The organism is Curtobacterium luteum, from assembly GCF_014646995.1.
GTDB lineage: Bacteria > Actinomycetota > Actinomycetes > Actinomycetales > Microbacteriaceae > Curtobacterium > Curtobacterium luteum.
Genome location: NZ_BMOI01000001.1, coordinates 562,044 through 574,102 on the forward strand (window position 1 = coordinate 562,044; position 12,059 = coordinate 574,102).

Below are 12,059 nucleotides of genomic sequence, written 5' to 3' on the forward strand. Positions count from 1 at the left end.
AGCGCCGACCGGTCCCGGACCCCGGTCTTTGTCCCGCCCGCACGGCGTTCACGCCGCGAGCAGGTGCGGTGCATAGCGTGGGTTCTGCAACACCGGACACCGCAGTTCAGGAGGACTCCCGACCATGGTCGACACCGCATCCGCGCAGAGCACGAGCACGCCGAAGGCCGACGCCACCGGCGACCCCGCAGCGGGCACCCCGGTCGGCTCGACCGCGGCCGACGTGCGCATCGACGTCGACCTCGTCGCCGAACTCCTCCTGGGCCGCTGGGCGGAGGACCGTCGGATCTCGCGGCGGCTCGCGCTCGACCCGGCCATGCACAAGATCGAGGGCATGCCGTACGCCGACGCCCGGTCGCGAACCCTCGACCAGCTCCGGATCCTCGTCGAGGCCGGCGCGATCCAGCGACCCTGCCCGGCGGAGTTCGGCGGCCAGGACAACCACGGCGGCAACCTCGCCGCGTTCGAGGAGCTGACCACCGCCGACCCGTCGATGCAGATCAAGGCGGGCGTGCAGTGGGGCCTCTTCGGCTCGGCCGTCCACCACCTCGGCACCGAGCGGAACCACCGCGAGTTCCTGCCGGGCATCGTGTCCTTCGAGGTGCCCGGGTGCTTCGCGATGACCGAGACCGGCCACGGGTCCGACGTGCAGAGCATCGCCACGAGCGCGACCTACGACCCGGAGACCCGGGAGTTCGTCATCCACACGCCGTTCCGCGGCGCCTGGAAGGACTACATCGGCAACGCGGCCCTCCACGGCAAGGCGGCCGTCGTGTTCGCGAAGCTCGTGACGCAGGGCGTCGACCACGGTGTGCACGCCTTCTACGTGCCGATCCGCGACGCCGACGGCACCTTCCTGCCCGGCGTCGGTGGCGAGGACGACGGCTACAAGGGCGGTCTGAACGGCATCGACAACGGCCGGCTGCACTTCGACCACGTCCGCGTCCCGCGCACGAACCTGCTCAACCGCTACGGCGACGTCGCCGAGGACGGCACCTACTCGTCGCCGATCGCCTCGCCCGGCCGGCGGTTCTTCACGATGCTCGGCACGCTCGTGCAGGGCCGCGTCTCCCTCGACGGCGCCGCGGTCGTCGCCCAGAAGATCGGCCTGGAGATCGCGCTGACGTACGCGATGCAGCGTCGGCAGTTCCCGACGGGCGACGGCACCGAGGGCGTCCTGCTCGACTACGGGCGGCACCAGCGTCGGCTCATCCCCCGGCTCGCCACCGTGTTCGCACAGTCGTTCGCCCACGAAAAACTGCTCCGGACCTTCGACGACGTCTTCAGTGGGCGCGAGGACACCCCGCAGCGCCGGGAGGACCTCGAGACCCAGGCCGCCGCCTTCAAGGCGATGTCGACCTGGTCGGCCCTCGACACGCTCCAGGAGTGCCGCGAGGCCTGCGGCGGCGCCGGCTTCCTCGCCGAGAACCGTCTCACCGGCCTCCGCGCCGACCTCGACGTCTACGTGACGTTCGAGGGCGACAACACCGTCCTGCTGCAGCTCGTCGGGAAGCGACTGCTCACCGACTTCCGCGCCCGGGCGCCGAAGGACGCCGCCGCCACCGCGCGCTTCGTCGCGGCCACCGCGGCCGCCAAGCTCGCCGACGCGTCCGGGATCCGTCGCCTCGAGCAGACCCTCGCGGACCGCGGCTCGCTCGCGGCCAGCGTCACGGACCTGCAGGACCCGAAGACGCAGCGCGAGCTCCTCGCCGGGCGGGTCGACACGATGGTCACCGAGATCGGCATGCGGCTCGCGGCGGCGGGCAAGGACCGTGCGCGCGCAGCACGGCTGCTGAACCGCTCCCAGCACGACCTGATCGAGGCGGCGAAGGCACACGCGCAGCTCATGCAGTGGGACGCCTTCACCGAGGCGCTCGAGGAGGTCCCCGAGGGCGACTCCCGTCGTGTCCTCGTGTGGCTCCGCGACATGTTCGCCCTCGGCCTGCTCGAGCAGCACCTCGACTGGTACCTCGTGCACGGGCGGCTCACCGCGCAGCGAGCGCGTGCGGTGTCCGCGTACACCGACCGCCTGGTCGCCCGGGTGCGCCCGGTGGTGCCGCAGCTGCTCGAGACCTTCGGGTACGAGCCCGGTCACGTCCGTGCCCCGATCGCCCTCGGTGCCGAGCAGGAGCGTCAGGAGGAGGCCCGTGCTTGGTTCGCCGCCGAGGCCGCGGCGGGACGACTGCCCGAACAGGAGAAGAAGCCGCGCGCGTGACACTCCCGCACGCCCGGTCAACCCTGCGGGGTTGATTCTGGGGTTGTCAACCTCGTAGGGTTGACACGAGGAGGGGCGATGTTCGTGATCACGGCCGACCAGGTCGACAGCCGAGCGGGGTCCGACCGTGTCGAGGCCGCGCTGCGCTCGGTGCGCGACGTGCTCGGGGACGCTGCGGCGCTCCCACCGGACCGCACGGCCGGAGACGAGTTCCAGGTGCTCGTCGCCGAACCCGGGGCGGCCGTCGACGTGGTCCGGACCCTGACCCGGCAGGGCGGCTGGAGCATCGGTGTCGGCATTGGTCCCGTCGAGCGACCGCTCCCGACGACGACCCGGGCGGCGACCGGCCCGGCGTTCTACGCGGCGCGCGACGCCGTCGAGCGGGCGAAGGCCGTCCCGGAGCGGTTCGCGCTGGAGGTCGCGCCCGGGCTCGCGCGCACCACGGCCGAGGTCGAACCGCTCGTCGCCCAGACGGTCCGGTCCCTCGCCCGACGCTCCCGGGAGGGATGGGAGCTCGCGGACCTGCTCGACCGTGGGTACTCGCGGACCGAGGCAGCTGCGCGGCTCGACATCACCCCGCAGGCGGTGGCGAAGCGGTACGCCTCGGCCGACCTGCGCAGCGACGCCCCGGTCCGCGGAGCGCTCGCGTCGCTCCTCGGCAGCGCCGACCGGGAACGCCACGACGACGAGGAGCCCACCCCGTGACCACCACGCTCTGGCTCGTCGCGGCCGCCGTCGTCCTCGCGACCGCCGCGTGGAGCACCGTCCGCCCGGTGCCCGCTGTCGCGCGCGCGGTCCCCGCGGTCGTCGTCCTGCTGGCCCTCCTCGCCGTCCGGATCGGCACCGGGACGATCGCCCCGGGTCCCGCCGAGCGCACCGCCCACCCGCCGCACGGTCTCGTCGCGTCCGCGCCCGACGCGGTCGTCGGCACCGTGCTCGCCGCCGCGGTGTGCCTGGTGGGCATCCTCGCGGGCAGCGCGGTGACGGGCGCCGTCCTCGGGGTCGCGATGCGGGGCGACCTCCGGCGCGGGGACGTGCGCCGGGGCACGCACGGCGGCATCCTCGTCAGCACCCGGGACGAGCCCCTCGGCAGCAGCACGGCGCCGGAGCCGTCGGAGGTCCTCCGCGGCGGGTCCGTGATCGGCTTCCTCGAGCGCTTCGCGATCGTCGGCGCTGCGCTCGTCGGTCACCTCGAGATCGTCGCCGCCGTGATCGCGGTCAAGGGACTCGGCCGGTTCTCCGAGCTCGACTCACCGGCCGCACGCGAGCGGTTCATCGTCGGCACGCTCACGAGCACGTGCTGGGCCGGCCTCGCGGCCGCGGTCGTCCTGCTCTAGGACGACGAGCCGCCCAGCTCCCCCAGCGCACGCCGCAACCGCGCCGCCGCGTCCTCGTCGGTCCCTGCGGAGGCCGCCGCAGCAGCCTCGGCGTTCGCCTCGGTCACGGCCCGGACGACCTCCTCGCGCTGGATCTTCACACCGCGCGGCGCGTCGATCCCGATGCGGACCCCGTCGCCACGCCCGTCGAGCACCGTGATGACGATGTCGTCACCGACGAGGATCCGCTCGCCGACCTTCCGCGTGAGTACCAGCACCCCGTCAGCCTAGCGACAGGACGGGCACTCCCAGCAGGTGGACCGACTCCGGCGTGGCGGTTTCGGCGGCTCCGATCGCCACGACCCCGGCGACGGTCACGCGTCCACCGACCGCGCCGAGCATCGCCTCGGCGTCCTCGGTCTTCCGTCCGACGTCCACGACGAGCCACACCTGGTCCGCGCCGAGTGCCTCGATCGTCGCGCCGTCGTCCCACGCCGCGACCGCGAGCACGGTCGCGCCGTCGCGGACGCCGTCGGCGCGCGCGAGGATCGCCGCGCGCCGGTCCGCGGCGGACGTGGGACGGAGGGCGTGACGGGTGGCGAACAGCCCGGCCACGGCGTCGACGTCGCCGGCCCGGCCGACGAGCAGGACCAGGTCGCCGTCCGCGGAGCGCACCTGCGGCGGGACCGGCCGCACGCGCACCGGAGGGGTGTCGAGGAGGGGTGACGCGCCTCCAGTCAGGGTGTCGGTGACGGCCTGGAGGCGCGACCCGCCCTGGTCGGGCAGGCTGCGGACCGCCGGTGCGGACGGTGGTGCCACCGCGATCGCGGGCGCGATCCCGTCCGCGACGAAGCCGTCGAGGACCGACGCGAACGCGTCGGCGCGGGTGGCGCCCGTGCCGTCCGCGGCGGCGATGCGCGCCTCGGCGGCCTCGGCGTCGGCGAGCAGCGCGGCGATGCCCGCGCGCTGGACGGGACCGTCGGCGATCGCGACGACCGCGGTGGGGAGCTCGTCGGGCGAGGGCACCTCGACGGTGGCCTCGACGTGCGCCTTGCGGAACAGTCCGGCGATGCCAGGGGTCGTCACCCGTTCGGCGGCGACGATGCGCGCCGCGGGACCGAACTCCTCGCGGACGGCGTCGCGCACCGCGTCGAGGGTCGCCCCGTCACGCTGCAACCGCATCGGTGACACGGACCACCCCCACGGTCTCGATGGTGGAGCCCGCCGCCGTCGCCTCCTGGTACGAGAGCACCGGCAGCCCGTTCGACTGCGCGGCGACCATGCGGTGCACCGCCGGGCGGAGCTGTGGCGCGCAGACGAGCACGGCGGACAAGCCCTGGTCCTCGACGGAGCGGACGGCGTCGCGGACCGAGCCGAGCACCTGCTCGATGCGGTGCGCGTCGAGCACGATCTGGGTCCCCTGCTCCGACGGACGCAGCCCCTCGAGCATCGCCTGCTCGAGCAGCGGGTCGATCATGATGACGCGCAGGACACCGTTGTCGGTGTGCCGGGCCACGAGCGCCGGGCCGAGGGCCGCGCGGGCGGACTCGACGAGTCCCTCGGGGTCGGTGGACACCTTCGCCCGGAGCGTCAGGGCCTCGCAGATGCGGCCGAGGTCGTTGATCGGGACCCGCTCGGCGAGGAGCCCCTGCAGGACGCGCTGCAGCTCGGCCATCGAGAGCATGCCGGGGACGAGCTCGTCGACCGCGGCGGGGTTCACCTGCTTGACGCCCTCGGTGAGGACCTTGACGTCCTCGCGGGTGAGCAGGCGCGCGGCGTTGTCGCCGATGACCGCCTGCAGGTGCGTGACGAGCACGGACACCCGGTCGATCACGGTGGCACCGGTCATCTCCGCGGCGTGCCGGAGCTCGGCGGGCACCCACTTGCCCGCGAGGCCGAACACCGGCTCGACGGTCGTCGTGCCGGGGAGCCCGTCGAGCTGGTCGCCGAGGGCGAGGACGCTCCGCGACGGTGCGGTGCCGCGGCCGGCCTCGACGCCCGCGATCCGGATCGCGTACGTCGACGGGGGCAGGTCGATGCTGTCACGCGTCCGGACCGGAGGGACGACGATGCCCATGTCCACCGCGATCTTGCGCCGCAGCGCCCGCACCCGACCGAGCAGGTCGTCCGACGCGCCGGAGACCATGTCGACGAGGTCCGGGGCGAGCAGGATCTCGAGCGCGTGCACCCGCATCTGCTCGATGAGGTCCTCGGGGGTGTCCGCGCTCGGTGCCGCCGACTCGAGGGCACGGGCCTGCTCCGCCGCGGCGGCCTCCCGCTTCGCGTTCTGTCCGATCCGCCACCCCGTGAACAGGAGCACGCCCCCGACGAGGAGGAAGGCGAGGACCGGCATGCCGGGGATGAAGCCCATCGCGACGGCCGCGACACCCGCGATCGTCAGCGCGTTGCGGGACTGGGACAGCTGCGCCGCCGCGCTCGAGCCCATCTCGGTCTCGGCGCCGGAGCGGGTGACGATCATGCCCGTCGAGACCGCCATGAGGAGGGCCGGGATCTGCGTCACGAGCCCGTCGCCGATGGTCAGGATGCCGTACTTGCCGAGGGCGTCCGTGATCGAGAGCCCGTTCTGCAGCATGCCGATCGCGATGCCGCCGACGAGGTTGATGACGATGATGAGGATGCCCGCGATCGCGTCGCCCTTGACGAACTTCGACGCGCCGTCCATCGCGCCGTAGAAGTCCGCCTCGGCGGACACCGCGGCCCGGCGTTCCTTCGCCTCCGCGTCCGTGATGAGCCCGGCGTTGAGGTCCGCGTCGATCGCCATCTGCTTGCCCGGCATCGCGTCGAGGGTGAAGCGGGCGCCGACCTCGGCCACGCGCTCGGCGCCCTTCGTCACGACGACGAACTGGATCACCACGAGGATGAGGAAGATCACCGCGCCGATGATGATCGACCCGGACACCGCCACGTGCCCGAACGCCTGGATGACGTCGCCGGCGAACCCCTGTCCGAGCACGAGGCGCGTCGAGGCGACGTTGAGGCCGAGCCGGAACAGCGTCGCGACGAGCAGGAGCGACGGGAAGACCGAGAAGTCGAGCGGCTTCTTCACGAACAGGGTCGTGAGGAGGATCACGAGGGCCAGCAGGATGTTGCAGATGATGAGCACGTCGAGCAGGAACGACGGCACCGGCAGGATCAGCAGCAGGATGATGCCGACGATGAAGACCGGGACGACGAGCTTCGGCAGGTCCTTGCGGTTCACGCGGGAACCCCTTCCGTGGGAGCGTCTCCGCTCGGGGTCTGAGCAGGGCGCGGGGAGCGGAGCCTGCGGGGACGGACGTCGCCCGTGAGGGTGGTCGGGTCCAGCACGGTCGCGACCTCGTCCGCCGTGGTCGGTCGCGGCGCCGCGTGGGTGCCCGCGGCGGCACCGCGGGCGGTGAGCTGCATGACGAACGACAGGACGCGGGCGACCGGCGTGTAGAGGTCGACCGGGATCTCCTGTCCGAGCTCGCACGCGGCGTGGAGGGCACGGGTGAGCGGGACGTCCTGGACGATCGGGACGCGGGCGTCGAGCGCCTTCTCCCGGATCGCCTCCGCCACCGGACCGGCGCCCTTCGCCACGACCCGGGGCGCGGACTTCCCGGGCTCGTAGGCGATCGCGACGGCGTAGTGGGTCGGGTTCGTCATGACGACGTCCGCCGTGCCGATCGCGGAGATCATCCGGTTGCGGCTCATCGCCATCTGCCGGGACCGCCGCTGCGACCGGATGAGCGGATCGCCGTCGGACTGCTTGTTCTCGTCCTTGACCTCGCGCTTGGTCATCATGGTGCGCTTGCGGTTCCGGCGGACCACGACGAAGACGTCCACCGCCGCGAGCAGGAGCCCGGCCGCGATCGCCGCGCGGAGCAGGGTGCCGACGCCGTCGGACGCCGCCGAGAGGACCGACGTCAGCGGCAGCGACCCGCTCGTCATGAGCACGGGCACGAGTCCCTGCACGGCGAACCAGAGCACGAGCCCGACGACCGCGGTCTTGAGCAGCGCCTTCACGCCGTTCCAGAGCGCCTGCACGCCGAACACGCGCTTGAACCCCTGCACCGGGTCGAAGTGGTCCGGCTGGGGTGCCATGCGCCGGAAGTGCACACCGCCCTGCGCCACCGCGGTCGCGAGCGCGGCGACGGCGGTGACGCCGAGCATCGGGCCGATGATGGTGCCCACCGACGCCATGGCCTCACCGAACACCCGGTTCATGGTGCCGATCGTCGGGTCCGCGATCACGGTCTGCACTGCGGCGAGCTGGGACGTGCCGGCCGCTGCCGCGTTCCCGACCGCCGCCGGCATCATGACGGCCGCGGCCGCGATCCCGACCCACGCGCCGAGGTCCTGCGACCGCCCGAGCTGCCCCTTGCGGTGCACCTCGCGCATGCGCTTGTCGGTCGCCTTCTCGGACCGCTCTCCACTGTCGGACACGGGACGTCACCCCCCGCCCGTGACCGCCTGGACGGCGTCGCCGGTGAGCGACGACACCACCGAGGGCAGGGCCATGACGAGGGCGCCCGCGAACAGCACCGTCAGGCCGATCTTGATCGGGAACCCCATCTGGAACGCGTTGAGCGCCGGCGCCACGCGGGTGAGGAGCCCGAGCCCGACGTCGGCGAGGAAGAGCACGACGACGAGGGGCCCCGCGATCTGGAGCGTCGACAGGAACATCTGCGTCAGGGCGTGCACGAGCACCCCGGAGAACCCGCCGAGCGCGAAGCCCCCCGGGGTGCCGTCCGCGCCGACGAGCGGCACCGCGTCGAAGGACCGGACGAGTCCGGCGACGATGAGCTGGTACCCGCCCGAGGCGAACAGGAGCGCGAGGGCGGTCATCTGGAACAGCCGCGTGAACTGCGCTCCCTGCACCTGGGACTGCGGGTCGAAGGCGGCCGCGAGCGTGAACCCGCCGAAGAGGTCGATGAGCGCTCCGGCGGACTGCACGGCGGCGAACACGAGGGAGACGAGGAACCCGAGCGCGAGGCCGACGACGAGCTGCGTCACCAGGGCGACGACGAACCCCCCGGTGTCGAGGCTCGCGTACCCCGCGGTGACGCGCGGTGCGACGCCGATGGCGAGCCCGATGCCGAGCACGACCTTCACCGTCGCGGGGAACGCGCGGTACGAGAACGGCGGTGCGATCACGAAGAACGCCACGAGCCGAACGCCCGCGAGCATGGTGCCCTCGAGGCGTGCTGCGTCGAACGCGAACTCCATCAGGCCGCTCCGAGCAGCTTCGGGATCATGTCGAACGCGGCGTGCGTGAACGCGATCATCTCGGAGATCATCCAGTTGCCGCAGACGACGAGGGCGATCGCGACCGCGACGGCCTTCGGCACGAAGGAGAGCGTGACCTCCTGGATCTGGGTCACCGACTGGAAGAGCGAGATCGCGAAGCCCACCACGAGGCTCGTCACGAGCACGGGCGCGGCGAGCTTGCCGGCGACGAGGAGCGCCTGCAGCACGAGGTCGAGGACGGCCTGCTGGTCCATCAGTGCACCACCTGGTACGACTCGATGAGCGACTTGATGATGAGCCCCCAGCCGTCGACGAGGACGAACAGCAGGATCTTGAAGGGCAGCGAGATCATCACCGGCGGGAGCATCATCATGCCCATCGACATGAGCGCCGCGGAGACGACGAGGTCGATGACGAGGAACGGGACGAAGATGACGAACCCGATGATGAAGGCGCTGCGGAGCTCGGAGATGATGAACGCCGGGATCACGGTGGTCATCGGCACGTCGGCCATGTCCTTCGGGTTCGCCTGACCGGCCGCCCGGGTGATGAGCGCCACGTCCTCCTCGCGCGTCTGGTGCAGCATGAACGTGCGCAGCGGCTTCGTGCCGACCTCGACCGCCTGCGCGAAGTCGAGGTGGCCGGCGAGGTACGGCTGCAGGGCGTCGTCGTTGATGTGCCCGATCACGGGCGCCATCACGAAGAGCGACAGGAAGAGCGCCAAGCCGGCGAGCACCTGGTTCGGCGGGATGGACTGGAGTGCGAGTGCGTTCCGGGTCATCGCGAGGACGACGAAGATCTTCGTGAACGACGTCATCATCAGCATGAGGGCCGGGGCGACGCTCAGCAGCGTGATGCCGATGAGCGTGACGACCGCGGACGACGGCGTGCCGTCCGGACCGTTCACGCTGACGCTGAAGTCGCCGCTCGCGGGCGGGGTCGGGGTCGTGGGAGCAGTCGGCTGGACGACCCCTGCGGCGTGCGCGCCGGTCGCGGTGAGCATGACGAACCCGGCGACCGCGGCGAGCCCGAGGACGACGAGCGCGACGGTCCGGCCGGACCGCGCGAACCGGTGGGACCTCGCCGTCCGGAGCGCTGCCGCGGTCACCCGGCCCGCCGGTTCCGCAGCGCGGCGGCGGCCTGCCGCCACGTGTCCGCGGACAGGATCGACCCCTGCAGCTGCGCCGCGGTGGGGACGACGGTGCGCTGCGGACGCCGGTTGCGCGGGCGCATCGGCAGCGGCGCTGCGGCGACCGGGAGGCGCGGCTCGGCTCCGACGTGCTCGTCGAGCTCCCGACGGAACGCGTCGGCCGACGCGGTCGGTTCCGCGTCACGCCGGACCGCTTCCGCGCGGGCGGCCGGCAGGACGACCGGTGCGGTCACCACGGTGAGCTCCGGTGCCGGGGTCGCACCGCTGGTGAGGAGGGAGACGCCGTGCTCGGTGACCCCGAGCACGAGGCGCTCGCCCTCGACGTCGACCACGACGACGCTCGCCTTGCCGCCGATGCCCTGGCGCCCCACGACCTCGACCGAGGCCGAGCGACGACCGTGCGCCTTCCCGCCGACGAGCTTCTTCCGGCTGACCCGGTGCAGCACCCACATGAGGGCGAGCACCACGCCGAGCGAGAGCGCGACGCGGAGGACGATGACCGCGGTGTCCACGGTCAGACCGTCTCGGCGACGTCGAGGATCTTCGTGATGCGGACGGCGTAGTCCTGGTCGACCACGACGACCTCGCCGTGCGCGATGAGCCGGCCGTTCAGCAGCACGTCGGCGGGTGCGCCAGCGCTCCGGTCGAGCTCGACGACGGCGCCGGGCTCCATGCCGAGGACGTCGCGGACGGACATCCGGGTGCGGCCGATCTCGACCGTCAGGGTCATCTCGACGTTGTTGATGCGGCCGAGGTTCCCGGTCGGGACGGTGACGGCGGGTGCGGTCGACGCGGAGACGGTGCCGTTCTCCCGGACGCGGATACCGAACCAGCCCCCGGGGACGCCGCCGGCGGTCAGCTCGAAGACCGCGGTCTCGGGGTCGGCGAGGAGGGACGCGGCCGACTCGACGCGGGCGTCGCCGAGGACACCGATGCCGAGCACGCCGGCGGCGGCCTCGAGCGAGGGCCGCAGCACGTCCGTGACCTCCACGATGCCGTGCTCGGTGCCGCCGGCCGCCGTGACCGCACCGAGGTCGGTCAGGACGAGCGCGAGGTCGGCCGACAGGCCGCCGACGAACGACGCGACCACCCCGGTGGCCGCCGCCTCGAGCACGGCCGGTGTCGCGCCTCCAGGCAGGGCCACCGCGCTGAGCGGCGCCGCCGTCGGCAGGGCGACCACGAGGGCGTCGGCGGCGGTGGCGTGGAGGGTGGTGGTGGCGGTCATGCGGAGGGCTCCGTAGCTGCGGTGGTGGTGACGACGATGCCGGCGAGGCGCGACCCGTTCGCGCCGACGGCCGCGGTGCCGACGGGTTCGCCGTCGACCGCGATGGTGAGGGGCCGGTGCTGCGGGTGCGGCAGCGGGAGGAGGTCACCGACGGCGAGGCCGAGGACCTGCGCCGGCAGCACCGTCGCCGGCGCGAAGCGCAGGCTGACGCCGACGGGGACGTTCGCGAGCTGCTCGTCGAGCAGGTGGCGCGCCTCGGCGGACGACACGTGCGTCGCCTGCTCCCCGAGCTGGGGCAGCACCGCCTCGGCGGGCAGCGCGAGGGTGCCGGGGGCCACGCGGTCGCCGACGCGGATCTCGAAGGACGCGACGATCATCAGGTCGCCCTTCTGCGCGGCCTGGGCGAACTGCGAGTTGAACTGGAACCCGCCGGCGGTGACGTCGTGCGCGAGCAGGCCGCCGAACGAGTAGCGGAGGTCGTCGAGGGCGTCCTCGACGATCTTGCGGACGAGCGCCTGCTCGATGGGCGTGAAGGTGCGCTCCGGCGTCGGCAGGGGCTTCGAGGCGCCGAGCGCGTGCGACACCCAGGTCAGTGCGGCGTCGAGCGGTACCTGGAGCACGCCCTTCGGGAGCACGTCGACGATCGGCAGCAGCACCATGCCGGTGAGGGCGGGCAGCGACGCGGCGTACTCGTCGTACGTCTTCATCTGCACGGACTCGCACGTCACCTGGCTGACGGCACGGACCTTCGCGGTGAGCTGCGTGCCCCACTGCCGGGCGAAGGTCTCGAAGGCGAGCTCGAGCACCCGGGCGTGCTCGCGGGCGAGCGTCGAGGGGCGCGCGAAGTCGTACACGTCGGGCCCGGACGCGTCGAGCACGCCGGACGTCGACGACGGTGCTGCGGACGCGGTCTCGATCACGGGT

13 protein-coding genes are annotated in these 12,059 nt (G+C 72.9%); 3 read left to right on the forward strand and 10 right to left on the reverse strand.

Annotation, left to right across the window (positions count from 1 at the left end):
* Window positions 1-124 precede the first annotated feature (124 nt).
* From IEY20_RS02525 to IEY20_RS02535, 3 genes are all read left to right on the forward strand, one after another.
* Window positions 125-2,215: an acyl-CoA dehydrogenase family protein gene (locus IEY20_RS02525; protein WP_175329326.1), complete on the forward strand. Its 2,091-nt coding sequence runs from the start codon at window positions 125-127 to the stop codon at window positions 2,213-2,215.
* A 78-nt stretch (window positions 2,216-2,293) separates the two neighbouring features.
* Window positions 2,294-2,920 carry a hypothetical protein gene (locus IEY20_RS02530; RefSeq protein ID WP_022904542.1) on the forward strand — a complete coding sequence of 209 codons (627 nt, stop codon included), beginning with the start codon at window positions 2,294-2,296 and terminating at the stop codon, window positions 2,918-2,920.
* Complete coding sequence (locus tag IEY20_RS02535; RefSeq protein ID WP_022904541.1) at window positions 2,917-3,552, forward strand: hypothetical protein; 636 nt, start codon at window positions 2,917-2,919, stop codon at window positions 3,550-3,552. The genes IEY20_RS02530 and IEY20_RS02535 overlap by 4 nt, the downstream gene beginning before the upstream one ends.
* On the opposite strand, the gene csrA is transcribed toward IEY20_RS02535, so the two are convergent.
* The 10 genes from csrA to IEY20_RS02585 are packed head-to-tail and all read right to left on the reverse strand — an operon-like array spanning window position 3,549 to window position 12,055.
* Window positions 3,549-3,809 (reverse strand): carbon storage regulator CsrA, encoded by a 261-nt coding sequence (csrA, locus tag IEY20_RS02540; RefSeq protein ID WP_022904540.1) that lies wholly within the window; start codon window positions 3,807-3,809, stop codon window positions 3,549-3,551. The two genes, IEY20_RS02535 and csrA, sit on opposite strands and share 4 nt — an antisense overlap.
* Window positions 3,810-3,813: 4 nt before the next feature.
* A complete protein-coding gene (locus IEY20_RS02545; protein ID WP_022904539.1) occupies window positions 3,814-4,713 on the reverse strand; it encodes a hypothetical protein in 900 nt (299 codons plus the stop codon).
* Complete coding sequence (locus tag IEY20_RS02550) at window positions 4,697-6,751, reverse strand: flagellar biosynthesis protein FlhA (protein WP_175329327.1); 2,055 nt, start codon at window positions 6,749-6,751, stop codon at window positions 4,697-4,699. The genes IEY20_RS02545 and IEY20_RS02550 overlap by 17 nt, the downstream gene beginning before the upstream one ends.
* Window positions 6,748-7,956, reverse strand: a complete 1,209-nt coding sequence (locus tag IEY20_RS02555) for an EscU/YscU/HrcU family type III secretion system export apparatus switch protein (RefSeq protein WP_175329328.1) — start codon at window positions 7,954-7,956, stop codon at window positions 6,748-6,750. Before IEY20_RS02555 ends, IEY20_RS02550 begins: the two co-directional genes overlap by 4 nt.
* 6 nt (window positions 7,957-7,962) lie before the next feature.
* On the reverse strand, window positions 7,963-8,739 hold the full coding sequence (locus IEY20_RS02560) for a flagellar biosynthetic protein FliR (RefSeq protein WP_175329329.1): 777 nt from the start codon (window positions 8,737-8,739) through the stop codon (window positions 7,963-7,965).
* Window positions 8,739-9,014 (reverse strand): flagellar biosynthesis protein FliQ, encoded by a 276-nt coding sequence (gene fliQ / locus IEY20_RS02565; protein WP_058726005.1) that lies wholly within the window; start codon window positions 9,012-9,014, stop codon window positions 8,739-8,741. Before fliQ ends, IEY20_RS02560 begins: the two co-directional genes overlap by 1 nt.
* On the reverse strand, window positions 9,014-9,868 hold the full coding sequence (gene fliP, locus IEY20_RS02570; protein WP_175329330.1) for a flagellar type III secretion system pore protein FliP: 855 nt from the start codon (window positions 9,866-9,868) through the stop codon (window positions 9,014-9,016). Before fliP ends, fliQ begins: the two co-directional genes overlap by 1 nt.
* Window positions 9,865-10,422, reverse strand: a complete 558-nt coding sequence (locus IEY20_RS02575) for a FliO/MopB family protein (protein ID WP_175329331.1) — start codon at window positions 10,420-10,422, stop codon at window positions 9,865-9,867. The genes fliP and IEY20_RS02575 overlap by 4 nt, the downstream gene beginning before the upstream one ends.
* A 2-nt stretch (window positions 10,423-10,424) precedes the next feature.
* Window positions 10,425-11,135, reverse strand: a complete 711-nt coding sequence (fliN, locus tag IEY20_RS02580) for a flagellar motor switch protein FliN (protein WP_175329332.1) — start codon at window positions 11,133-11,135, stop codon at window positions 10,425-10,427.
* On the reverse strand, window positions 11,132-12,055 hold the full coding sequence (locus tag IEY20_RS02585; RefSeq protein ID WP_229727817.1) for a flagellar motor switch protein FliM: 924 nt from the start codon (window positions 12,053-12,055) through the stop codon (window positions 11,132-11,134). The genes fliN and IEY20_RS02585 overlap by 4 nt, the downstream gene beginning before the upstream one ends.
* Between the last annotated feature and the right edge of the window lie 4 nt (window positions 12,056-12,059).